This is a genomic window from Pseudonocardia nantongensis (assembly GCF_046546495.1).
GTDB lineage: Bacteria > Actinomycetota > Actinomycetes > Mycobacteriales > Pseudonocardiaceae > Pseudonocardia > Pseudonocardia nantongensis.
This window is the reverse complement of sequence record NZ_JBKGXT010000012.1, coordinates 157,535-178,448: the sequence shown is the minus strand read 5'-3', so window position 1 is coordinate 178,448 and position 20,914 is coordinate 157,535. Positions and strand designations below refer to the sequence as shown.

At 71.5% G+C, this 20,914-nt stretch carries 24 protein-coding genes and 1 pseudogene; 10 read left to right on the top strand and 15 right to left on the bottom strand.

Going from position 1 to position 20,914, the window contains the following annotated elements; translation table 11 throughout:
- Positions 1-206: 206 nt before the first annotated feature.
- Positions 207-806, bottom strand: a complete 600-nt coding sequence (locus ACLFMI_RS15155; protein ID WP_410948483.1) for a cupin domain-containing protein — start codon at positions 804-806, stop codon at positions 207-209.
- 53 nt (positions 807-859) lie between these two features.
- Here ACLFMI_RS15155 and ACLFMI_RS15150 point away from each other — a divergent pair, with 53 nt between their 5' ends.
- Complete coding sequence (locus tag ACLFMI_RS15150) at positions 860-1,642, top strand: alpha/beta fold hydrolase (protein WP_410948482.1); 783 nt, start codon at positions 860-862, stop codon at positions 1,640-1,642.
- On the opposite strand, the gene ACLFMI_RS15145 is transcribed toward ACLFMI_RS15150, so the two are convergent.
- The 3 genes from ACLFMI_RS15145 to ACLFMI_RS15135 form a co-directional block, all read right to left on the bottom strand.
- Entirely contained in the window at positions 1,579-2,697 is a 1,119-nt protein-coding gene (locus ACLFMI_RS15145; protein WP_410948481.1) for an ABC transporter substrate-binding protein, read from the bottom strand. The genes ACLFMI_RS15150 and ACLFMI_RS15145 overlap by 64 nt on opposite strands.
- Positions 2,698-2,746: 49 nt before the next feature.
- Entirely contained in the window at positions 2,747-3,493 is a 747-nt protein-coding gene (locus tag ACLFMI_RS15140; RefSeq protein WP_410948480.1) for an SDR family NAD(P)-dependent oxidoreductase, read from the bottom strand.
- Between the two features lie 212 nt (positions 3,494-3,705).
- A complete protein-coding gene (locus ACLFMI_RS15135) occupies positions 3,706-4,152 on the bottom strand; it encodes an ester cyclase (protein ID WP_410948503.1) in 447 nt (148 codons plus the stop codon).
- A gap of 182 nt (positions 4,153-4,334) precedes the next feature.
- Here ACLFMI_RS15135 and ACLFMI_RS15130 point away from each other — a divergent pair, with 182 nt between their 5' ends.
- Positions 4,335-4,685 carry a PIN domain-containing protein gene (locus tag ACLFMI_RS15130; RefSeq protein WP_410948502.1) on the top strand — a complete coding sequence of 117 codons (351 nt, stop codon included), beginning with the start codon at positions 4,335-4,337 and terminating at the stop codon, positions 4,683-4,685.
- 308 nt (positions 4,686-4,993) lie between these two features.
- Here the strand turns inward: ACLFMI_RS15130 and ACLFMI_RS15125 are convergent, their stop codons facing one another.
- The 3 genes from ACLFMI_RS15125 to ACLFMI_RS15115 all read right to left on the bottom strand — a co-directional run bounded on the left by ACLFMI_RS15125 (position 4,994) and on the right by ACLFMI_RS15115 (position 8,848).
- Complete coding sequence (locus ACLFMI_RS15125; protein WP_410948479.1) at positions 4,994-6,013, bottom strand: NAD-dependent formate dehydrogenase; 1,020 nt, start codon at positions 6,011-6,013, stop codon at positions 4,994-4,996.
- Positions 6,014-6,167: 154 nt separating this feature from the next.
- Positions 6,168-6,623 (bottom strand): hypothetical protein, encoded by a 456-nt coding sequence (locus ACLFMI_RS15120; RefSeq protein ID WP_410948478.1) that lies wholly within the window; start codon positions 6,621-6,623, stop codon positions 6,168-6,170.
- Between the two features lie 2 nt (positions 6,624-6,625).
- Positions 6,626-8,848 (bottom strand): molybdopterin oxidoreductase family protein, encoded by a 2,223-nt coding sequence (locus ACLFMI_RS15115; protein WP_410948477.1) that lies wholly within the window; start codon positions 8,846-8,848, stop codon positions 6,626-6,628.
- A gap of 269 nt (positions 8,849-9,117) precedes the next feature.
- On the opposite strand from ACLFMI_RS15115, the gene ACLFMI_RS15110 reads away from it, so the two are divergent.
- The gene (locus tag ACLFMI_RS15110) at positions 9,118-9,654 is read left to right on the top strand and encodes an alpha/beta fold hydrolase (RefSeq protein ID WP_410948476.1); all 537 of its coding nucleotides are present in this window, start codon (positions 9,118-9,120) and stop codon (positions 9,652-9,654) included.
- On the opposite strand, the gene ACLFMI_RS15105 is transcribed toward ACLFMI_RS15110, so the two are convergent.
- From ACLFMI_RS15105 to ACLFMI_RS15095, 3 genes are read right to left on the bottom strand one after another with little or no spacing between them, the layout of a single operon-like run.
- Positions 9,536-9,949, bottom strand: coding sequence for a GlcG/HbpS family heme-binding protein (locus ACLFMI_RS15105; RefSeq protein ID WP_410948475.1), 414 nt, complete (start codon positions 9,947-9,949; stop codon positions 9,536-9,538). The genes ACLFMI_RS15110 and ACLFMI_RS15105 overlap by 119 nt on opposite strands.
- Before the next feature lie 52 nt (positions 9,950-10,001).
- Positions 10,002-11,141 (bottom strand): glutathione-independent formaldehyde dehydrogenase, encoded by a 1,140-nt coding sequence (locus ACLFMI_RS15100; protein WP_410948474.1) that lies wholly within the window; start codon positions 11,139-11,141, stop codon positions 10,002-10,004.
- Positions 11,142-11,171: 30 nt separating this feature from the next.
- On the bottom strand, positions 11,172-11,741 hold the full coding sequence (locus ACLFMI_RS15095; RefSeq protein WP_410948501.1) for a type 1 glutamine amidotransferase domain-containing protein: 570 nt from the start codon (positions 11,739-11,741) through the stop codon (positions 11,172-11,174).
- Positions 11,742-12,218: 477 nt separating this feature from the next.
- Between ACLFMI_RS15095 and ACLFMI_RS15090 the strand changes: the two genes are divergently transcribed.
- From ACLFMI_RS15090 to tatC, 3 genes are all read left to right on the top strand, one after another.
- Positions 12,219-13,334, top strand: coding sequence for an L-dopachrome tautomerase-related protein (locus ACLFMI_RS15090; protein ID WP_410948473.1), 1,116 nt, complete (start codon positions 12,219-12,221; stop codon positions 13,332-13,334).
- Positions 13,335-13,652: 318 nt separating this feature from the next.
- Positions 13,653-13,778 (top strand): hypothetical protein, encoded by a 126-nt coding sequence (locus ACLFMI_RS15085; protein WP_410948472.1) that lies wholly within the window; start codon positions 13,653-13,655, stop codon positions 13,776-13,778.
- A gap of 3 nt (positions 13,779-13,781) precedes the next feature.
- Positions 13,782-14,375: a twin-arginine translocase subunit TatC gene (gene tatC / locus ACLFMI_RS15080; protein ID WP_410948471.1), complete on the top strand. Its 594-nt coding sequence runs from the start codon at positions 13,782-13,784 to the stop codon at positions 14,373-14,375.
- Positions 14,376-14,798: 423 nt separating this feature from the next.
- Here tatC and ACLFMI_RS15075 read toward each other — a convergent pair whose 3' ends face one another.
- Entirely contained in the window at positions 14,799-15,347 is a 549-nt protein-coding gene (locus ACLFMI_RS15075) for a helix-turn-helix transcriptional regulator (protein ID WP_410948470.1), read from the bottom strand.
- A gap of 195 nt (positions 15,348-15,542) precedes the next feature.
- Between ACLFMI_RS15075 and ACLFMI_RS15070 the strand changes: the two genes are divergently transcribed.
- Positions 15,543-15,710: a hypothetical protein gene (locus ACLFMI_RS15070; protein ID WP_410948469.1), complete on the top strand. Its 168-nt coding sequence runs from the start codon at positions 15,543-15,545 to the stop codon at positions 15,708-15,710.
- 438 nt (positions 15,711-16,148) lie between these two features.
- Complete coding sequence (locus ACLFMI_RS15065) at positions 16,149-16,349, top strand: hypothetical protein (protein WP_075315372.1); 201 nt, start codon at positions 16,149-16,151, stop codon at positions 16,347-16,349.
- Between the two features lie 75 nt (positions 16,350-16,424).
- Here ACLFMI_RS15065 and ACLFMI_RS15060 read toward each other — a convergent pair whose 3' ends face one another.
- The 3 genes from ACLFMI_RS15060 to ACLFMI_RS15050 are packed head-to-tail and all read right to left on the bottom strand — an operon-like array spanning position 16,425 to position 18,455.
- A complete protein-coding gene (locus ACLFMI_RS15060; RefSeq protein ID WP_410948468.1) occupies positions 16,425-17,435 on the bottom strand; it encodes a tyrosine-type recombinase/integrase in 1,011 nt (336 codons plus the stop codon).
- Entirely contained in the window at positions 17,432-17,794 is a 363-nt protein-coding gene (locus ACLFMI_RS15055; protein WP_410948467.1) for a hypothetical protein, read from the bottom strand. Before ACLFMI_RS15055 ends, ACLFMI_RS15060 begins: the two co-directional genes overlap by 4 nt.
- Positions 17,787-18,455: a hypothetical protein gene (locus ACLFMI_RS15050; protein WP_410948466.1), complete on the bottom strand. Its 669-nt coding sequence runs from the start codon at positions 18,453-18,455 to the stop codon at positions 17,787-17,789. Before ACLFMI_RS15050 ends, ACLFMI_RS15055 begins: the two co-directional genes overlap by 8 nt.
- A gap of 172 nt (positions 18,456-18,627) precedes the next feature.
- Here ACLFMI_RS15050 and ACLFMI_RS15045 point away from each other — a divergent pair, with 172 nt between their 5' ends.
- Both ACLFMI_RS15045 and ACLFMI_RS15040 read left to right on the top strand, forming a co-directional pair.
- On the top strand, positions 18,628-19,962 hold the full coding sequence (locus tag ACLFMI_RS15045) for a coiled-coil domain-containing protein (protein WP_410948465.1): 1,335 nt from the start codon (positions 18,628-18,630) through the stop codon (positions 19,960-19,962).
- 2 nt (positions 19,963-19,964) lie between these two features.
- On the top strand, positions 19,965-20,363 hold the full coding sequence (locus ACLFMI_RS15040; RefSeq protein ID WP_410948464.1) for a hypothetical protein: 399 nt from the start codon (positions 19,965-19,967) through the stop codon (positions 20,361-20,363).
- Between the two features lie 36 nt (positions 20,364-20,399).
- Here the strand turns inward: ACLFMI_RS15040 and ACLFMI_RS15035 are convergent.
- Positions 20,400-20,825, bottom strand: a pseudogene (locus ACLFMI_RS15035) (response regulator); the annotation flags it as partial.
- Between the last annotated feature and the right edge of the window lie 89 nt (positions 20,826-20,914).

The window sequence follows — 20,914 nt, the reverse complement described above, 5'->3', positions numbered from 1 at the left end:
ACGGCCGCTGCGCTCATGCTCAACCTCACGTCGCAACGCTCCTTCATCGCATCAGGATCAGTGGTGCGGATCGCTCACAACAGTCAGTCGAGATCGTTTTCGAGGAGTTCAGGAACGCCGCCGGGCCTTCCTTGCTGCTGATCAGCGGCGCGGCAGCCGATGATCTTTTGGCCGGACACCTTCCTGGAGGCGCTGGCCGGGCGCGGCTATCGCGGAGTGTGGCGGGTGATCCCGATCCGGCGCACGTTGTGCGGGATGCGGTCGAACACCTCGGCCGGGACGCCGAACAGCGAACCCAGCACGCTCGAGGCCAGCACGCTCAGGGCCGAGACCATCCCGATGTCGTCGCGCGGCTCGCGCGAGCTCGAGTTGAACACGATCAGCGAGCTCGCGACGTCCTCGCCGACGTTCTCGAAGTAGTGCATCCCGCCCTGCGGCAGGAACACCAAGTCACCGGCCTCGGCGTCGAAGGACTCCCAGTAGCCCAGGGTCTCCAGCGCGGTGAACCGCAGCCGGCCCGTGATCACGTAGTTCACCTCCCACGCGCTGGGGTGCCAGTGCGGCTCCCGGATTCCGCCGGGCTCGAGGTGCGCGAGCACGACCGAGGCGTCCTGTCCCTTCAGGATGGAAAACGTCTCCTCGCTGGCGTTGCGCAGCGTGCCGCCGTCGTAGGTGTCGGGTGCGGACGCGGCCAGCCGGAACCGGTGCGGCTGGTGCGGGTTCAGGTCCGCGCCACCGGGCGCGACGTCACCGCCCGCCGCGGGCAGCCGGTCGATCGGGTCGTCGGTGCTGGTCACGGTCGTCATCCGCATTCGGTGACCGAGCACCCCGAGACTCCGAGTGAGCTAGCGTTCCCGGTGTGGCGTTGAATCACGTAAGACGAGGGAGCGGCAGTCCGCTGCTGCTCGTGCACGGTCTGGGTGCTGGGTGGCGATCTTGGTCCCCGATCCTCGACGAACTGGCCGAGCGCCGTGAGGTAATCGCCGTCGACCTACCGGGGTTCGGCGAGACGCCGCCGTTGACCGGCGAGGTCTCGATCGCCACCCTGACCGACTCCGTCGCGAACTTCATCCGCGAACAGGGCCTGGACGGGGTCTCGACCGTCGGCCAGTCGATGGGCGGCCGAATGGTGCTCGAGCTCGCGCGGCGGGGCGTCGGCGGCGACACCGTGGCGTTGGACCCGGGCGGCTTCTGGAGCGACCGCGAGGTCGTCGTCTTCGGCGCCACGCTGCGGCCGTCGATCGCTTTGGTCCGAGCGCTGCGAGGCATGCTGCCAGCACTGCTCGGCAGCTCTGTGGGAAGGACTCTGCTGCTGGCGCAGTTCTCGGCACGGCCCTGGGCGCTCTCGCGCGAAACCGTGCTGCCGGACGTGCGCGGGCTGGCCGACTCCCCGGCGACTGGCGCTGCCATGGACGCCCTGACCAAGGGGCCCAAGCAACAGGGAGCCCCGGCTGGCACAGTGCCCGGCCGGGTCACGATCGGTTGGGGTCGTCGTGACCTGGTGACCGTGCCGAGACAAGCCGCACGTGCTACGGAACTTTTCCCCGACGCGGTGCTGCACTGGTTCGAGCGGTGCGGTCATTTTCCACAATGGGACGCCCCGCACGAAGCGACCCGACTGATTCTCGACAGCACCGATTGAGGTTTGTTGCCCGGCCTGCCGCCGGCCGCACCCGTCGCCGTAGGCGGATCCGCGACCGGTCGCGTGTGCTGATCTCGGGGGAGATCGTCGGCGGTGGCCGACACAGACGTGCTCGCCCCGGTCTTCGGCCCGCAGGACGGGCTGAAGCCGCGGGTCCAGGTAGGGCCACAAGCGGGGTCAGGGCGTGACGAGTCCGGTGCGGTAGACCTCGGCGGCCGGGGGGCCTGGGTGACGCCGAGTTCGGCGGCCACCGCGGCGAGGCCCTCCTGGGCTTCGGCGAGGTCGACGTGGCCGTCGGCGGTGAACCACGGCGCGATGAAGCGGGCGTGGTAGCGGCGGACCTCGGCGACGGTGTCGCGCCCCAAGAACCTGTGCAGGTAGCTGACGGCGGTCTCCGGGTCGGCCGCGAGCAGGGCCAGGGCCCGCCGCTGCGCGCGCACCGCGGCCTGGACCGCAGGGTCCTCGAGCGAGATGACAGCGGGGTCGACGGCGAGTCCGACGGTCGGGACGGCCAGGTGATCGCCGACCCAGGCGAGCTCGTGGAATCCCTCCTCGGCGGCGACCTGTGCGGGGTCGAGGGTGCTACCGAGGTAGGCGGCGTCGACCTCGCCGGCGCGCAGCCGTCGCAGGTCCATCGCGTAGTCCCCGGGCGGGCGGATCACGCACTCCAGGTCACGGTCGGGATCGAGGCCGTGACGGCGCAACACGATGCGGGCGAAGCATCCCGGCGCAGTGTGCGGGGCGTGGACCAGCAGGCGACGTCCCCGCAACGCTTCCATCGAGCTCAGGTGCCGGCCGCCGACGAACCAGAACAGCGGCCGATGGGTGCTCACCGACAGCGCGGTCCACTCGACGCCGTCGGTCAGCCGCGCGAACACCGAGCGCCCCAGCCCGATGGTGGCGCCGCGACGTAGCCGCTGGTCGTTCCAGCTCACCCCGTCGCGCACCGCGAGGTGCACGCCCTCTTGCTCGGGGAAGCCTTCCTGATCCGCCACGTACGCGACGAGCTCTTCATGCAGGCCGTGGCCGACGTAGGTCATATCGAGGGTGTGCATGCGGTGCTCCTGGAACGGATCGGGTCGTCGTTGCGGTCACGACACGGGGTCACGGCATGATCAGGCCACCGTTGACCGGCGCCCAGCTGCCGGTGGTGAAACCGCCGTCGTCGCCGGCGAAATAGGCCACAGTGCGCGCGACGTCCTCGGGTCGGGCGAGCCGACGCATCGGTGTCGCCGCGGCGAGCTGCTCCTTGAGCTCGTCGGAGAGCCGCCCGCTCACTGCGGTGTCCTCGACCGTGGAGGGGGCGACGACATTGGCCGTGACACCGTGTGGTGCCACCTCGTCGGCGACGTAGCGCACGAAGGAGTCCAGGGCGGCTTTGGCGACACCGAGCGCGATCATCCCGGCTCGAGGGCGGCGTGCCAGGCCGGTGGACAGATAGACCAACCGCCCGTATCGGCGCTCGATCATCCCCGGCACCACCGCGTGGGTCAGCAGGTACGCCGCGCGCATCTCCTGGTCGAGCTTGCTGCCGAGCTGCTCCCAGGTCAGCTCCCCGAACGAGGTCACCGGGAACGGCGTCATCGCGTTGTGCACCATCACGTCGAGCCGGCCCCACTGTGCGGCGACCGTGTCGACCAGCCGCGTCACCTCACCCGAGTCGGTCACGTCGCCCTGAGCCACCAGCGCGTCCCCACCGGCCGCGCGGACGTCCTGCGCGACGGCATCGGCCTCGGCCGCGCTGTCACGATGGTTGACCACCACCTGGTGACCGCGCCCGGCGAGTTCGCGCGCGCTCGCGGCCCCGATACCGCGGCTGGCCCCGGTCACCAGGCACACCCGATCAGTCATCCGCCATCTCTCCCCGCTGTCGATCTCACCGACCGCCCTGTTGCGGCCGGGCGCGCCCGTGGGGAGCGCATGCACGGCCGGTCAGGGCCGAAACCTCCGGGCGGGTAGATCTGCTCGGGGACGCGGTAGGTACCGGCGAGCAGCGCCACATTCCCGCTGACGAAAACGACCCCGCGGCAGGTTCGCCGTGGGGTCACCGGAAGATCGGTCGATCAGCTCAGGACGTTCTTCACCTTGTCGACCAGGCCAGGTTTACCCTGGTCGTCGGGACCCGCTCCGATCTGCGAGAGGATGGTGGCCTCGTCGGTGGCGCCCCAACGCTCGACGATCTGCCCGTTCTCGAAGCGGCCGATCTGCAGACCGCGTACCTCGATGCGTTTGCCCGTGGCCGGTACCCCGTTGAACTCGCCGTCGTGGGTGCCCGCGAGGGTGTAGGCGAAGGCGACGTTCTCGTCGTCGACGACCATCGTCTGCGGCTCGAGGTGCGCATCCGGGAACGCCGTCGTCAGTGTCTGGAAGAAGCCGCGGAAGCCCTCCCGGCCCGGACCCTGGCCGGGGGCCGGGTCATGGTCCACCGCGTCGACCGCGAACATCGTGTCCACGGCGGCATCGATTTCGCCGGCGTTGATGTGGGCCGCGGCCCTTTCCTGCGTGGCGATGTTCTACTCCTTGGACATGATCGGCGAATGCCCGGCAGCGCACGTCGTCAAACATGGCCGTTTCGGGGGGGTGGCGACCGTCCATATCGGGAACACGATCTTCATGAGAGATGCTTGCGATCAGCCGGTCGTAGCACTTGATCTTGACGGTTCGGCGGGACAGGATCCCCGCTGTGCGCGAGATGTTGATGTTGTCGGATCGGGAGGACCAGGTCACCGCGGCGCTGCCCGGCGCGATCGCCTCGGCGGTGAGCTGGGCCGAGGTCATCAGCACCTTGGTCCGCCGCGGCCACCCCGACCCCGCGACCGCGGCCGCGGCCGTCCGTGCCCTGGGGATCGACGTCACACCGTTCACCGGCCAGCAGGCGGTGCGGGCCGGGCTGCTCTGGAGCACCACCCATCGCGCCGGACTGTCCCTCGGCGACCGCGCCTGCCTGGCCGTGGCCGAGACCAGCACCGCCGAGGCCGTCTTGACCAGCGACCGCGCCTGGGCCGAACTGGACACGACCGCACCGGTCGAACTCATCCGCTGAACCGGGGACAACAAGAGCCCGATCCATACGGCCGGCGGGGTCAGTCTGTGCCCGATCGGTGAGGCGGCGACCTGATCTGCGACTGGTCACAAAGCTGGCGATGGCCTGGGGCACGGCCTGCTCAAGCCGAATACGCAGAATCGCGACCTGGGTTATCGATTCGGGGCGGCCGGAGCGGACGTCGGCGAGCAGGACGGGGTCGCGGATGGCTTGACCGTCCTGTCCGACGAGGTCCCAGGTGATGGCTATGAAGCTGGCGAGCAGGTAGGCGGACGAGCTGCTCGGTGTAGCTGTGATGTCTTTTACCGTCATCTCTCGTCCGGTGTGGCCACCACGAAGTCCTCGGGGACCGGGTTACCGGCCAGGTGCGCACCGAGTATTTCGTGCACACCGGCGACGATTCGCCGCTGGGCCTCGATCGTCATGCCTGAGTAATGGATCGTCATCGCGTGCCGCGGCATGTGCCGCCACGGGTGGTCGGCCGGAGCCGGCTGCGGGTACCACGTGTCGCCGGCGTACCCGGCGAGCTGTCCGGACTCGCAGGCCTCGCGGACGGCGTCGGCGTCGGCGATCGCGCCCCGGGCCGTGTTGACCAGCCAGGAGCCGGGCTTCATCGCGGCCAACCGGTCGACGTCGAACAACGCACCCGACCCCGGATTGAGCGGCAGCGCCGCGCAGATCACGTCCGACTCGGCCACGAGGTCGTCGAGGCGGGCGTAGCGCACGCCCAGCGTCGCCTCGTCGGCCGGGCTGCGGCGGTGGTTGGCGTAGTAGAGCATCGTCACGTCGAACGGCTTGAGGCGCAGCGCGGTGCGGGCGCCGATCGCGCCGAGCCCGACGATACCGACGGTTTTGCCCTCCAGGTCGTGCGCCTCCTGGGCGGCGTCCGCGACGTCCCACCGGCCGTCGAGAACCTGCTGGTGGGCGGGTACGAAGTTGCGCACCAGGGCCAGGATCTGCAGCACGTTGTGCTCGGCCACGCTTACTACGTTCGAGTTGGTGACCTCGGCGACGGTGATGCCGTGCCCGGTCGCGGCGTCGGTGTCGATGTGGTCCGAGCCGATCCCCGCGGTGATCACCAGCTTTAGCTGGCGGGCGTTCTCGATGCGCTCGCGACCCAGGTAGAGCGGCCAGAACGGCGTCGTCACGACGATCTCGGCGTCGGCCAGCTGCTTGTCCAGTTCGTCACCGGTGTCGCTGGTCGCGACGAACTCGTGCCCCTGCGTGGAGAGCCAGTCCCCCAGATCGAGCCCTCTCGCGGTGCTGGCCGCGACGTCGGGATGGCGGTCCGGGTTGTCATCCGGGTACAGGACAGCGACAACCTTCACAGGGAGTCCTCCTCCACAGGGATGTCAGTTCCTGCAGCGGATACCCGCGCCCGACCGCACCAATCGCCATAGCGGCGCTGAGGTGCCCCGGCCGTACAGCTCTCCTGCCGGCGGCACTGGCCCGACACGCCCGTCGGTGAGGCTGGTGCCCTGGTCACGAGCTGGCGAGGGCCTGGGGCGCGGCTTGTTCGAGGCGGGTACGCAGAAACGCGACCTGGGTCGTCGATTCCTCGCGGCAGGAGCGGACGGCGGCGAGCAGGTCGGGGTCGCGGATGGCCTGACCGGCCTGTTCGACGAGGTCCCAGGTGATGGCCACGAAGCTGGCGAGCAGGTAGAGGTCTTGCAGGTCGCGGAGCAGTCCGACCGGGCCACTGCGCACCTGGGAGAGCCCTTGGGCGGCCAGGCGTTCCGGTTCGTCGTCGGGCTGTTCGCCGTAGTGGGCGACCAAGGGTCGCAGCGCCTGGATGTGGCGGTCGCACTGGCCGGCGAGCTGGTGTCCGAGGTGGTGGACGTCGGCTTCGGCCGCGTGCCCGTCGGCGACCCGCCGCCAGGACTCGGCCAGGGTCTGCTCGGCGTCGTGGAGCATGCCGAGGTAGATCGGCAGTCGCATACTCACTCCCGGTCCGGGTCGATGCGGGCCCCGCACAGCTTGAGCTGGGGCTGTTTGGACACCGGGTCCCACACGGTCATGGTGAGCTCGTTGGCCGCGCGGTCGCCATAGTGGAACGGCACGAACACGGTGCCCTCGCCGATGTCGGTGACCCGGACGGGCAGGCGGAGCGTGCCGCGCGGGGTGCTGACGCGCACCAGGTCTGCCTCGGCGAGGCCCAACCGGGTCGCGTCGGCTGTGGCCAGCTCGACCCACGGGGCCGGTGCCGCGGCGTCGAGCTGGTTGACCCGGCCGGTCTTGGTGCGGGTGTGGAACTGGGTCACGGTCCGCCCAGTGATCAGCCGCATCGGATAGTCGTCGTCCGGGGCGCCCGGCGGGGCCGTGTCGGCGACGGCGCGGAGCCGGGCGCGTCCGTCGGCGCGCAGCGCCCGGTGCTGCTCGCGGTTGATGGTAGCGCCGGTGAGCAGGTCGTGGCCGTAGGTTTCGCAGTAGTCGGTGTCGGTGTTGAATCGGCCCTCGGTGTAGAGCCGTTCGGTGCCGGCCGTCGCCTCGGCGGTCACTGGCCACTGCACCCCGGAGCGTGCGCGAAGTAGGTCGTAGGTCAGGCCGGTCTGGTCACAGGGGCGGCCGGCGGTCGCGCGGGTCCACTCGGTAAAGGCTTCCTCCGGCGTGTCCCACCACGGCAGCCGTTGCCCGGACCGGCTGCGGAAGCCCATCCGGCGGGCGTAGTCGAGCCAGAGCTTGAGGTCGCTGCGGGCCTCGCCGGGCGGGTCGATGGCCTGCTCGGACAGGTGCACGGTGCGATCGGCGTTGGTGAACGTGCCGGTGCGCTCGCCCCACAGCGCGACGGGCAGGACCACGTCGGCGAGTTCGGTGGTCTCGGTGCGGTAGGCATCCGAGACGACGACGAAGCATTGCTCGCCGCCGAGCGCGGCGCGGATCCGCGCCAACTCGGGCATGGACACCGCGGGGTTGGTCCCGGCGATCCACAGGAACCGGATCGAGCCCTGCTCGACGTAGCGAAACAGCTGCATCGCGTGCGTGGGCGGCGACCAGTGCGGGATCGTGAGCGGGTCGACGTCCCAGAGCTCGGCGAGCTCGGCGACGTGTGCGTCGTTGTCCCAGTTGCGAAAGCCAGGCAGGTCACCATCGGCGCCGCACTCGCGGTTGTTCTGCGCGGTCGGTTGCCCGTTCATCTGCAACACCCCGGCCCCGGGGCGCCCGAGCATCCCGCGCAGCAGGTGCAGGTTGTTCACCCCGACCGCGGCCGCGGTGGCCTGGTGGGACTGGTAGAAGCCCTGCAGCACGGTCGAGAGCACCGCCTGCGCGGTGCCGAATACCTCCGCGGCCGCGGTCAGGTCCGCCGGGTCGATCCCGCAGATCTGCGCCACGCGCTGGGGGGTGTAGTCGTCCACGGTGCGGGCCAGTTCCTCGAGTCCGACCGTGTGCGCCGCGACCCAGTCGTGATCGACCCAGCCGCGGACGAGCAGCTCGCGGACCAGCCCGTTGACCAGCGCGACGTTGGTGCCCGGACGCAGCGGCAGGTGCACCTCGGCGCGGGCGGCGACCGCGGTGCGGCGCGGGTCGACACACACCAGCCGGGGCGGGTCGGGGCCGTCGAGCCGGTCCAGCATCCGCGCCCACAGCACGGTCTGGGTCTCGGCGACGTTGTGCCCGAATAGGAACAGTGCGTCGCAGTGCTCGATGTCGGCGTAGCTGCCGGGTTGGCCGTCGGTGCCAAAGCTCTCCTTCATCGCGGCCGCGGCGGTCGCGGTGCACAGGCGGGTGTTGCCGTCCATGTGCGGGGTCCCGATCCCGGCCTTCCCGATCACGGCCAGGGTGTAGTACTCCTCGGCCATCAGCTGCCCCGAGGTGTAGAAGCCGTGCGACAGACCGCCGTGGGAGTTCAGCAGCTGGCGGGACCGGGCCACCACCTGGCCCATCGCCGTGTCCAGGTCGGTTTCCACCAACCGCCCGTCACCGTCGCGGACGAGCGGCCGGGTCAACCGGTCCCGGGACTGGCCCTGCCACCCGTAGAGGCCTTTCGGGCCGAGCCGGCCCCGGTTCACCCGGTCGTCGGCCCGTCCGCGCACCCCGACGATCTCGTCGTCGGCCACCGCGATGTCCAGACCACACCCGTTGCTGCACAGCACACACGCCGAACGCACCCAACGGTCCACCATCGCCTCGTCGACGCCGGGCCGCAGGTAGGAATCGACGCGCACCGCGAAGTCAGACCCGCGGCCGTGCGGGCGGCGCGGCCCCCACACATCCACCGTCCGGTCGGCTCCCTGCTCGCCGGCCTCGGTTGATCGTTTCCCGGCTCCGCTCGATTCCGTCATCGACAGTGGCCTACCCGCAACGGTGGGCCGTATGCGCCGGTACCGAGCGAGACGTCCCGTCCGTCCGACGGGTCTGCGCTGCGTGAGCGCTCCGGTGGTGGTCGTGCGCACGTCGCCAGGAAACGCCGTGCTTCGCCGAGGCGGGCTACCGGGTGGTGGCACCCGACTACCGCGGTGCCGGGCGCAGCTTGCGTTCGCGCCGCGATGACGGGGTGCCGTGCGACCCCCGCGGCGGTGGTCTGCCCCGGGCCGGCTACGACAAGTGGTCGATGGCCGAGGACGTGCACGAGCTGCTGCACACCCACCTCAGGCTGCACGCGCCGGCGCTGATGCTCGGTCACGACATCGGCGCGATGCTCGCGACCGCCTACGCCCTGCGCTACTGCACCGACACCCGGGCACTGGTGTTCGGTGAGGCCCCGCTGCCGGGCACGGCGGCGTGGCCTCGTCGGTCAGCCAGGCGGCCACGTCGCGCAGTGGTGGGCATCCACCCGCCTGCCGGGCAGAGCCTCGGGGGGACGAGTCATCGGCACTCCTGGCGTGCGTCCGGGACGGTCGGCGGGCTCGGGGTCAGAACGCGGCCTTGGCGGCCTCGACGACGATCTGGTCCTGCTCGCCGGTGCCCCTGGAGACTCCGACCCCGGCGACGACGTTCCCGTTGTTCCCGCGCAGCGGCAAACCTCCGGTGAAGATCATCACGCGGCCGTGGTTGGAGTCGCTGATGCCGTAGAACTGCTCGCCGGGCTGGGAGCTCTTCGCGAGGTCACCGGTCGAGGTGTCGAAGGCCCCCGCGGTGAACGCCTTGTTGATCGAAATGTCGATGCTGCCCATCCAGGCGTCGTCCATCCGGATGTGTGCGACCAGGTTCCCGCCCGCGTCGACCACCGCCACGTTGCTCGGAGACCCGATCTCGTGGGCCTTCTGCTCGCCCGCGGCGATCACCCTGCGGGCATCGTCGAGGGCCACGGTCTCGACCTGTCTCATCGTTCCCCTTCCCCGTCCGTTTCTCGCGGCACCCGGTTCCCGGCGCGGTGGTTCAGGCGGGGTTGAGCACGACCTTGGTCCAGCCGTCGTCGCGGGCGTCGAAGTGCTGGTAGGCCTCCGGTGCCTGGTCGAGGGTCAGGTTGTGGGACACGATCCAGGACGGTGTGATCTTGTTTTCGGCGATGAGGTCGCGCAGGTGGCGGTTGTAGCGTTTCACCGGGGCCTGCCCGCAGCCCATCTGCTGACCCTTGAACCAGAAGGAGCCGAAGTCGAACCGGGCCTTGCCCTGCTGGGCCAACTCGTCCGGCGCGCCGGGGTCCTGGGGGACGAACACGCCGACGGTGCCGATGCCGCCGGTGAACTTCACCGAGGCGACCAGGTTGTTGAGGGTCAGCGCGTTGTCCTCGTTGCCTTGGGGGTCGTGGGCCTGGTAGCCGACGCACTCGGCGCCGCGGTCGGCGCCGCGGCCGCCTGTCTGCTCCATGACCTGGTCGACCGGGGAGCCCTTCGAGTCGTCGATCGGGATCGCGCCGACCTGCTCGGCGAGCTTGAGCCGGTCGGGGTGGCGGTCGACGACCATCACCTTCGCCGCACCCTTCACCGACGCGGACAGCGCGGCCATCAGACCGACCGGACCGGCGCCGTAGATCACGATGGTCTCGCCGGGCACCAGACCCGACATCTCCACCGCGTGCCAGCCGGTGGGCAGGATGTCGGAGAGCATCGTGTAGTCGTTCTGCTTGTCCTTGGCGTCCTCGGGCAGGCGCAGGCACTGGAAATCGCCCCACGGGATGCGCAGGTACTCGGCCTGCCCCCCGGCCCAGCCGCCCATGTCGGCGAACCCGTAGGCGCCACCGGCCATGTCGGGTTCGTTGGCGGCCAGGCAGTAGTTGGTCAGTCCGTGTTCGCAGTTGCGGCAGTGCCCGCAGCTGACGTTGAACGGGACCGACACCATGTCCCCGACCCGGATCTTGTCGATCCCGTCGCCGACCTCGATGACCTCGCCGAGGTTCTCGTGGCCGAAGATACGCCCCTGATCGAAGTCGGTCCGCCCTTCGTACATGTGCAGGTCCGACCCGCAAATGTTCGTCGCCGTGATCTTGACCAGGACGTCGGTGGGCCGCTCGATACGCGCGTCGGGAACCTCGGAGACGCTGACGTCGCGGGGGCCGTTGTAGACCAGTGCCTTCATGCTCTTCTCCTCTGGCGGACGGGGTTCGACTCAGGTCTGGGTGGGGGCCCGGTGGCGGCCTTCGGCGAACTCTTCGACGATCTTGGAGCAGAACGCGGGCAGGTCGTTCGGGTCGCGGCTGGTGACCAGGCCCTGGTCGGTGACGACTTCCTGGTCGACGACGTTGCCGCCGGCGTTGCGGATGTCGGTGCGGATGCTGCGGAACGAGGTCAACGTGCGGCCGCGGACCACGTCGGCCTCGACCAACGTCCACGGGCCGTGACACAGCGAGCCGACCGGCTTACCGGAGCCCACGAACTCCCGCACAAAACCCACCGCGTCCGGGTTCACCCGCAGCCCGTCAGGGTTGACCGTCCCGCCGGGCAGGATCAGGGCGTCGAAGTCGTCGCCGGAGACGTCGGAGACCAACCGGTCGACGGTGAAGGTGTCGCCTTTGTCGATGTCTGCGTTCATCGATTGAATCTGTCCGGTGTGGATCGACAGCAGCGTCACCTGTGCCCCGGCCTGCTCCACCGCGTGGCGGGGCTGGGTGAGTTCGACCTGCTCGACACCGTCGGTGGCCAAGATCGCGACCCGCCGGCCGCGCAGCTCATCTGCCATGAAATCGCGCTCCTCGAAGTGTGGCGAGAACCAGAGTGAAAGGCCTGCCCGGTCAGTCCGGGACGAAACCGCCCGCCGAGTGGTGGTCAACACGGATCGGCGGGCGGTGCGGACGGTGGCCCGCACCGGCCCGGGCCCACGGTTGCTCGTCCCCTTGCCTGGCAGCGCCGGTGGGATGCGCCGCGCGCCCGGCGGGAGCGCGCTCGGCGGCGCCGAGCAACCCGTCGACCAATTGCAGGTGCAACTGCTCTCAATGGTCATCGGTGATCGTTCTCCCGGAGGCGGACTGTGGGGTGCCACCCTGCGAAGACCCATAGGTGGGCGGCCGCAACCACGGTGTGCCCGTACGCGTCGCCGCCAGGGAGGAAACCAGCCTGTGGCTGCGCCGATTCTGCACTCCTGGCACCCGTGACGGATTGGTGCCGGGCCCATCCGGGTATACGACGGCTCCACATGCGCGCCTGCCGAGGAGCTCCCATGAACACTGCCGCCGCCGATCAGCCGCTGGGCACCCTGGAGACCGTCGCGACCTTCGAAGGGCCGATGCCGACCGGGGTCACGGTGTCGCACACCGGGAGGGTCTTCGTGAACTTCCCGAAATGGGGCGACGACGTCACCGCAACGGTGATGGAGGTCCGCGACGGCGGGTGCGTGCCGTATCCGGACCAGGCGACCAACGATCCCGCCCACGACGCCGACGACCGGGCCCTGGTGTCGGTGCAGAGCGTGGTGGTGGACCCGCTCGACCGGCTCTGGGCGCTGGACACCGGCAGCCCGCAGTTCCAGCGCACGCAGGTGGGTGGACCCAAGCTGGTGTGCATCGACCTGGCCACCGACACCGTGGTACAGACGATCGTCCCGCCGCGCGAGGTGGCGCTCGAGGCCACCTACCTCAACGACATCCGGTTCGACCTGCGCCGCGGCGAGGCAGGCACGGCGTTCATCACGGACTCCTCCGACGGCGGCGCGAACGGGATCATCGTGGTCGACCTGGCGTCCGGGCGGAGCCTGCGGCGGTTGCACGACCACCCGTCAACTAAGCCCGAGGGCCTCGACACGTTCCGCCCGGTGATCGAGGGACGCCCGTGGATGGTGCGCCCGCCGGACGGGCCGCCCCGTCCGGTTGCGCTCGGTTCCGACGGCATCGCGATCTCCTCCGACGGCGCGCGGCTCTACTACTGCCCGTTCGCCTCCCGGCGGCTCTGGAGCGTCTCGGTCGACGCGCTGCTGGACCCCTCCCTCGACGACGACGCGGTGGCCGCCACCGTGATCGCCGAAGGTGACAAGGGCAGCGCGTCGGACGGCCTCGAGACCGACGATGCCGGGAGGCTCTACGCCACGGCCTACGAGCACAACGCGATCCTGCGCCGGCTGGCCGACGGCCAGTGGGAGACGGTGGTGCACGATCCCCGGCTGTTGTTCCCCGACACCCTGTCGGTGGGCGCCGACCGATACCTCTACGTCACCGCCAACCAGCTGCACCGGCAAGCCGCCTACCAGGGCGGCCAGGATCTCCGCGAACGGCCGTACCACGTGTTCCGGACCCCGATCGACGCCGGCCCGGTGCTGCTGCGACCGGCCGCCGGCAGCTGAGCCGGTGCCGCGCGCAGAGGGGCTGCCCGCTCCCCGCACCGTTCCACGGTCGGCACGGTCACGCTGTGCGCCGCGGGCGGAGCATCTCCCTTCTTCGCCGCACGGTGACCGTGCGGCAGCTCGCGCAGGAGGGTCGTCTCCTCGAGGTCGAGTTCGCGCTGCACCTGCCGGAACACCTCGTCCTCCAGCTCCCTCTCGTCCCGCATCCGGACGATCTCCTGCCGAGCGGCGGCGAGCATCTCCCGGCGCACCCCTGCGGTACGCCTGCGTCAGTGACTCCCCGTAACCGTTCCGGGCGAAGGAGGCGAGGGGGGCGCGTTGTTCGGCCTGCCCAGCCTGGGCGACCTGCTCATGGCGCCGTACTGCTCGTTGCCGGCCTCGGCGCGGGCCAGTTTCACCGCCGACGGATCGTGCACGCTGCTCGGTACCGGACCGTTCGACTAGTTCATGCTCCGGCTCAAGGTCGGTGCGACCGCCGGGGTGGTGTTGGCCGCGCCGGTGTGGCTGTGGCAGGTGTGGCGATTCGTCGTACCGGCGCTGCGCCGGGGCGAGCGCCGCTACGCGGTCGCGTTCGTGACCGTGTCGACGCTGCTGTTCGTCGCCGGTGCCTATCTTGCCTCCACGATCGCGCCGCAGGGGCTGGGATTCCTGCTCACCATCGGCGACGAGGTCCAGACCACCGCCCTGACCGGGCAGTCCTACTTCGCTTTCGTCCTCGCTCTACTGCTGGTGTTCGGAATCAGCTTCGAGCTGCCGCTGCTCGTGGTGGCGCTCAACCTCGTCGGCGTGCTCCCGCACGCCACGCTGACCCGCTGCCGGCGCGGGATCGTGTTCGGACTGTTCATCTTCGCCGCGATCGCCACCCCCGGCCAGGACCCGATCTCGATGCTCGCCCTGGCCGCAGCCCTGGTGCTGCTGTTCGAGCTGGCGGTGCTGGTCGCCCGCGTCCATGACGCACGGGTCCGGCGGCGCACTGCACCGACGCCTGAGGACCTCGACACCTCGTCCGAGATCGACACCACACCGAGCCCGCTTCCCTGACCCGCATCACCCCGGGCGGACCTGCCCTGGCGTGCGGGTCGGCTCACCGTGCCCGATCGCGGTTGTTCGCGCCCCGAGGCATACTGCATCCGGGCCGGATCCAGCCCGGATCCAGGAGGCGAGGCTGGGTGCGCGGCGGGCGCGCGGAGAAGGAGACCAGCTCGTCCTCGATGGTTCCGGCGCTGGGGGTGCCGGAAACCAGAACGATCACGCGTCAGCCGTGGCCACCACTATGCCGCGGGGCCCGGGTGCTCGGCCCGGACCGTGCACAGCTCGGGCGGGTGGCGCTCGGCGTCATCGACTGTTCGAGCAGGACCAGCGCGCCTGCTCAGGGGCGGCGATCAGGGGCATTCGCTGAAGGTCGTGGTGGCGGAGTTTTCGTGTGGTCCAGGCGCGGGTCGTGGTGACGCGGCGGTACCTGGGTTACTGGCTGGATTGCTGTGGCGGCTCGGTTGCCGGCTCGGCCACGGCCGGTAGCGCCCCGAGCAGGTCGGTGCGGTTGTCGATCCCGAGCTTGGCGTAGGCGTGTGCGAGGTGGGTTTCCACGGTCCGCACCGACACCATCAGTTGCCGGGCTGTTTCGGCGTTGCTCGCGCCGTGGGCGGCGAGCTCGGCGATCTCGCGCTCCCGCTGTGTCAGCCGTGGCCGGACCAGCCGGTCCAGTGCGGGTGTGCGGGCGCCGCGGGGACCAGCCAGGTCGCTCGCGTGGGCCGCGGAGGCGGCCGATCGGCGTCGTTGCCCGGCCCGGTGGTGCGCGTCGGCGGCGGCCGCGGCGACGTCGGCGGCGTCGAGGCGGGCTCCGGCGGCGGCGAGGTCGGCGGCGACGCGGTCGAGTCGTGTTCCCGTGTCGGGTGTCGTGGCGGTCCTCGCGGCGGCGTGCGCGGCGAAGTGTTGCAGCAGCGGTGCCCGGCTCCGCGCTGCGGCGGTGGCGAGCCGGTCGGCGACCCGATCCGGGCGGCCCAGTCGGGCCACGTCGTGGAGCAGTGTGACCTCGGTGATCAGGTCGCCGCGCGAGGCCGCCGCGCGCGCCTCGGTCAGCAGCGCGTTGATCGGGGCGGCCGTGGTGGTGCGGCTGGCCTGTAGCCAGCTCCGGGCCCGGGTGATGGTGGCTCGCGCCGCGTGGGGGGTCGGTTCGGGCAGTTGGTCGAGCAGCGATTGTGCGTGGGCATGGTCGCCGGAGAGTACGTGTACCAGCGCAAGTGTCGCGGTGCAGTCGGTGTTCAGGGCGAGCGGGTCGCGCCGTGCTGTGCCGGCGCGGGCCTCGGCCAGCCACCGGCCGGCGGCGGCGAGGTCGCCGCGGGCGAGCGCGGCCCGGCCGCGGTGGGGTCCCGGTAGCGCCGGCGGCAGAATCGACGGATTACCAGGTCAGCTCCGTCGGAGACAGCACTGGTGGGCCGCCCTCGTATACCGCGCTGACCTGCATATTCGTCGTTTTCTCGGCCGTTACTGCCGCAACTCCAGGTTGCCGGCGATGGCCACAGCGATGGCCGTGCTCTGCGCAGGCGGTCCCGTCGGTACCGCCGCCGGACAGTTCCTCGCCGGCCTGCTCGTCGACGTTCGCGGGTCGACCGCGGCGTTCGTCATCGCCCCGTTAGCTGCGGTGGTCGGGGGCTCGCAGCGTTCCTGCTCAACGACCTGGTGGCACCCGCCGCGCGGGAGACGACGCTACGGGGTCGACAGCACGGCCGAACGTCACCAGTCGCGCCCCTACAGGAGATAACTGATGCCGCCCGCCGGCGCCGCAGTCGGGACCGGGGTGAGAGGATCGCCGTCGTGGCCACCACCTTCGCCGATCTCGAAGCCAGAGTGCGCGGACTTGAGTCCCGCGCCCAGCGGACCGAGGAGGATGTCACCGCGATCGTGACCACGGTGATCGAGACCCGCGAGGACGTGCGGTGGCTCAAACGCGCCGTACAGGCGCTGCTCGACCAGGCCGGAATCACGCTTGAGCCAGACGAGCACGAAGACGGCTGACCAAAGGGGGCGAGGCAGCCGCCCCCGGCCGGGGGGCCGCCGCGCGGAGCCCCCCGGCAAGTTCGCAGCCGACGGTCAGCTGTCCCGGCGACCGGTCGTCTCGGTGGACCGGCCGGCGGCGTAGAAGGTGGATACGGCGTAGCTGGGGTGGCGGTCGAGGTTGTGCCGGGAGTTGTCGTAGCGGCGTGTCGTTCTCGGGTCGCGGTGTCCGGCTCCATCTTGGACATCGCGCAGTGATACTCCGGCGTCGAGGGCGGCGGTGACGAAGGTGTGGCGCAGGCTGTGCGGGTTGATCCGGTCGGCCTGCGGTAGCCCGGCGCGGTGGGCGAGGCGTCGGATGAGTCGCCAGGCGGCGGGCTCGTCGACCCGGCGCCCGGTGCGGGTGCAAAACAGCGGGCCGCTGGTGCGCCCGGCCAGGTAGACGGTCAGGGCGTGGATCACCGGTGGGGCCAGCGGGGCGGTCGCGGTGTGGCCGCCCTTGCGGCGTAGCCGCAGCACTTGGTGTCCGCGTTCGGTCTGCAGGTGTTCGACGTCGCGGGACAGGGCTTCGTCGATGCGCAGCCCGTTGTGGGCCAGCAGGCTGATCAGGGCGTGGGCGCGCGGGCCGTCGGCGGCCGCGGCTGCGAGCAGCGCGGCGACCTCGTCGCGGTCTAGGCCGGTGGACACCGAGTCGTGCGTGGTCCGGGGGCGGATCACGCCGGTCAGCGGGGACCGGTCCAGGACGTCCTCGGCGACGCCGTAGGCATAGAGCCCGGCCAGTGTGGAGAGCTTGCGCGCGATCGTCGACTCGGCGGCCGGGCGTCCGGTGCGGGGTTGGGGCCCGGCGAGCTCGTGGGCGTAGGCGTCGATGTGCACCCGGCGGGCGTGCAGTGGATTTAGGTCGGCCTGGGCGCACCAGGTGTAGAAGTCGCGGATGTCGCGGGCGTAGGCGCGGCGGGTGTGCGGTGAGCGCCGGGAGAGCACGAACGCCGTGGCCAGCCGCCAGGCCGCATCGTCACGTCGGTCCCCTGGGGCCGTGCCCGGCGCGGGCGGCGCGGCTGCGACGCTGAGCGCGGCGGGAAACTCGGCCGGGCGCGGGCTACTCATCCGAGCTGGCCGTGGTAGACGCAGGTGTCGGTGTCGGTGTCGGCCAGCCAGGCCAGGACCTCGTCGTGGGCGGCGAGGGCGGTCTGCAGCGCCGTCGCGGTGGCCGCGTCGGCCGCGGTGGCCGAGCCCTCGGCCGTCCGGCGGGTGTGCCCGTCGAGTTGTTCGCGGATCCGCGAGGCGAGGGTGTCGATGTCATCGACGCTGAACCCGTCCAGGCTCGCGCGGGTCCGGGCGGCCAGCTTGTCCGTCGCGCGCGGATCGGCCCCGCGCCGGGCGGGCGGTCGGGCCGCCGCGCTGCGCTGCTCGACGGCCGGGCCGGTCGCCGAAGGGACCAGGCGCAGGTGAGAGTGTCTACCCATCGTGGGGTGCTCCGTCGGTGTCGGTGTCGGTGTCCGGGCCGGGGGCCGTGGGTAGGGCCGCAGCGGCGGGCTGGCGGGGCGCGCGCAGCAGTTCCCACGGCGACCCCGCCGTCGGGAGGTACTGCTGGTGCAGGTAAGAGGCTTCGAGTTCGGCCGGTAGCGCCGCGGTCTCGAACCGGATCAGCGCGCCCACCCGCGGGTGCGGGGTCCAGCCCCGGACCGAGCGGGCGGCGACCACGAACCCGGATACCGCGCCCAGGATCGGCAGCGCCAGCCCGACGCACAGATCGGCCACCGCCGGCCCGGTGCGCCACCAGCCCACCCACGCCGCATCGGGGGGCGGGCTCGCGGCATCCCAGCCGGCCATCGCGCGCTGGTTGTCTGGATCGGGGTCCGGGGCGGCCGGGCGCAGGCCCACCGCCAGTGCGACCGGTTCGGTGCCCGGGCCCTGCGGGTGCTGGGGTAGCCGCGGGCGGGCGGCCAGGGCGGCCAGCGCGGCGGGGTCGAGCAGCAGCGTGGCGCCGCGGCCGCGGCCGTGCACCCCGGCGGGCAGCACGTTGGCGTCGATCAGCTTGCGGACCTGATAGGCGCTGCGGCCCAGCGCGCGCCGCGCCTCCGGGGTCGTCGCAAACGCCGGAGAGGTCGCGGCCGCTGGCGTCATAGAACGAAGCTAGCACTCCTGCTCTACTCAGTGAGCAGCTGGCGAAGACATGCTTGTTCAGTGAGCACATAGCAGGATAAGAGGCATAATCCTGTTGCTGATTCGTAGCGTTGTGCAATAACGCAATCAAACGTTGTTGACACAACGTAACGCATGAGCTAGTTTGTTCGGCATGAGCGAGGGCGAGCAGACACGCGACTACGGCATCGGCGAGGGCGGCGGCGCTGTCGCCGCCGCCGGGCTGGAGCGGATCGCCTGCCAGATGCCCGGGCTTCCGGGCGGCTGCCCGAACGTGATGGAGCAGTACGCCGGCACCGGCGGGCGCAAGCCCAAGTACTGCGGCCGGACCGTGGACGGGGTCCCGCACACCCGCTACACCGCCCTGCGAGTGCGCGAGGGCAAGCTGACCCTGCCCACCCCCGGCGCATACCCCGACCGCGACCCTGAGGCGGCCCCGGTCCGGCCGGTGTCCTACGCCCGCGCCTCGATCGAGGCCCTCGGCGGCGAGCTGCGCGACCAGCTCGCCGCGCACCAGGCCTGGGCCGCCGACTTCGCCGCCCGGCTCGAGCAGCAGCTGGCCACCGCCACCGACCCCGACGCCGCCGCCGCCGAAATCAGTGCCGCGCACCGCGACGCCCGCACCCGCATCGACGCCGCCGAGGCCGCCCGCGACGACGCCCACACCCGCGCCCGGGCCGCCGAGAACGCGGCCACCGCCGCGGCCACCGCCCAATCCGAAGCCGAAGCCGCCGCCGAGACCGCGCTGGCCGAGGCCGACGACGCCGCCGCCGACCGCGAGCAGGCCCAGGCCGAGCGCGACCAGGCCCGCCAGCAGCGCGACCACGCCCAGGCCGAGCGCGACGAGCTGCAGCAGCAGCTCGACCAGACCCACACCCGGCTGGCCACCGCCGAACGCACCCGCGACGAGGTCGAAACCGCCCGGGCCCGGCTGACCGACCACCTCGAGCAGGCCCGCACCGAGCTCGAACAGCTACGCGCCGCACACGAACAGGTCACCGCCGAACGCGACCAGGCCCGCACCGAGGCCGCGACCGCGCGCGAGGAGGCCGAGAGCCAGCAGCGTCGGGCCGAGACCGCCGAACACGACCACGACACCGCCGCCGTGGCCCGCGAGGAGCTGCGCGCCGAACGCGACCAGGCCCGCGACCGCGCCGAGCAGGCGGCGCGCGAGGCCGGCGACGCCCGCACCGCCCAGGCCGTCGCCGAGGCCCAGAACGAGGCCGCGGCCCGCCAACTCGCCCACGACATCGCCACCGAACGCGCCCACGCCCAGCAACGCCTCGACGACCAGGCCGCCCGCTACGACCACCAGATCACCGAACTGCGCACCCAACTCGCCACCGATCCCGATCGGCCACCCCGGGGCGAGGCCTCCCCTACCCCGCCGGCCCCCACGAAGAGCCCGCCGCGGCGCACCCGCCGCCGCGGCGCCACCACCCCCGACACGCGCACCGACCAGCGCCACGAACGCGGTGACCAGGAGTGACGGTGACGACTTTCCCCACCCGCCCCGGCCGCGACCCCGGCCGCCCGGCGCCCCACCGCCCCGACGAGCCGCTGCGCTGCAGCTCGTGCGCCCGGGCGGCGACCAACCCCGTCGAACGCGCCGAGCTGGCCACCGACTGGCTCGTCACCACCGACACCGGGCCCCAACGCCGCCGGTTCTGCCGCGACTGCGTCCCGGCCGGGCCGATCACCGACCTGACCTGCATCCGCTGCGGCGACGGCCCGCTGCTGGTCGGAGACCTCGCCCACGAGCACGACGGCGACACCACCGACATCACCGGCGATCTGCCCGGCACCACGCGCGGCTGGCTCACCGGCGCCGGCTGGCAGCTCACTGGCCCGATCTGCCCGGACTGCATCCACGAGCTCCGCCGCCGATGACCATCCGCAACGACGGCGCCCACCGGCTATCAGCGGAGCCATGCGCGTGCGGCCTTCGGCCATCAGCGCCAGCACGGAGTATTCGCGTTCGGTGAGGGACTCGAGGGGGTCCCGGGCCCGGCGTCGGGTGAGGAGCTGGGAGATCACCTCGGGGGCCATGGCGGTGCCGCCGCCGGCGACGTGGTCGACGGCGTCGAGGAACTGCTCGACGTCCATGACACGGTCTTTGAGCAGGTAGCCGACCGCGCCCGCGCCGTCGGCGAGCAGCTCGCGGGCGTAGAGCTGCTCGACGTTTTGGGACAGGATCAACACCGGCAGGCCCTCGTCGGTGAACGTCGGAGGGAGGCGGACGTCGACGACGGCGATGTCGGGGTGGTGGTGGTCCCTGGGCGTCGACGGTGCTCGATGAGCTCCGGGCCCTGATCCGCGCCCTGCAGGCCGGACCCGCGCGGTGCTGGTCAGGGTGGCGGCCCAGGACCGCTCCGCTCGCCAGCGGTCCGGCCAGCGACCTGACGAAACGCCGTTGCAGTATCAGGTTAGGCGGCGTGCGC

What these genes read in the sequence shown, in the direction of transcription:
- ACLFMI_RS15155 (WP_410948483.1), bottom strand. Translation starts at nt 806, where the DNA reads ATGACGACCGTGACCAGCACCGACGACCCGATCGACCGGCTGCCCGCG.
- ACLFMI_RS15145 (WP_410948481.1), bottom strand. Translation starts at nt 2,697, where the DNA reads ATGCACACCCTCGATATGACCTACGTCGGCCACGGCCTGCATGAAGAG.
- ACLFMI_RS15070 (WP_410948469.1), top strand. Translation starts at nt 15,543, where the DNA reads ATGGTCGCCGGAGAGTACGTGTACCAGCGCAAGTGTCGCGGTGCAGTC.
- ACLFMI_RS15140 (WP_410948480.1), bottom strand. Translation starts at nt 3,493, where the DNA reads ATGACTGATCGGGTGTGCCTGGTGACCGGGGCCAGCCGCGGTATCGGG.
- ACLFMI_RS15045 (WP_410948465.1), top strand. Translation starts at nt 18,628, where the DNA reads ATGAGCGAGGGCGAGCAGACACGCGACTACGGCATCGGCGAGGGCGGC.
- ACLFMI_RS15100 (WP_410948474.1), bottom strand. Translation starts at nt 11,141, where the DNA reads ATGAAGGCACTGGTCTACAACGGCCCCCGCGACGTCAGCGTCTCCGAG.
- ACLFMI_RS15060 (WP_410948468.1), bottom strand. Translation starts at nt 17,435, where the DNA reads ATGAGTAGCCCGCGCCCGGCCGAGTTTCCCGCCGCGCTCAGCGTCGCA.
- ACLFMI_RS15130 (WP_410948502.1), top strand. Translation starts at nt 4,335, where the DNA reads ATGTTGATGTTGTCGGATCGGGAGGACCAGGTCACCGCGGCGCTGCCC.
- tatC (WP_410948471.1), top strand. Translation starts at nt 13,782, where the DNA reads ATGCTCCGGCTCAAGGTCGGTGCGACCGCCGGGGTGGTGTTGGCCGCG.
- ACLFMI_RS15105 (WP_410948475.1), bottom strand. Translation starts at nt 9,949, where the DNA reads ATGAGACAGGTCGAGACCGTGGCCCTCGACGATGCCCGCAGGGTGATC.
- ACLFMI_RS15095 (WP_410948501.1), bottom strand. Translation starts at nt 11,741, where the DNA reads ATGGCAGATGAGCTGCGCGGCCGGCGGGTCGCGATCTTGGCCACCGAC.
- ACLFMI_RS15055 (WP_410948467.1), bottom strand. Translation starts at nt 17,794, where the DNA reads ATGGGTAGACACTCTCACCTGCGCCTGGTCCCTTCGGCGACCGGCCCG.
- ACLFMI_RS15120 (WP_410948478.1), bottom strand. Translation starts at nt 6,623, where the DNA reads ATGCGACTGCCGATCTACCTCGGCATGCTCCACGACGCCGAGCAGACC.
- ACLFMI_RS15050 (WP_410948466.1), bottom strand. Translation starts at nt 18,455, where the DNA reads ATGACGCCAGCGGCCGCGACCTCTCCGGCGTTTGCGACGACCCCGGAG.
- ACLFMI_RS15090 (WP_410948473.1), top strand. Translation starts at nt 12,219, where the DNA reads ATGAACACTGCCGCCGCCGATCAGCCGCTGGGCACCCTGGAGACCGTC.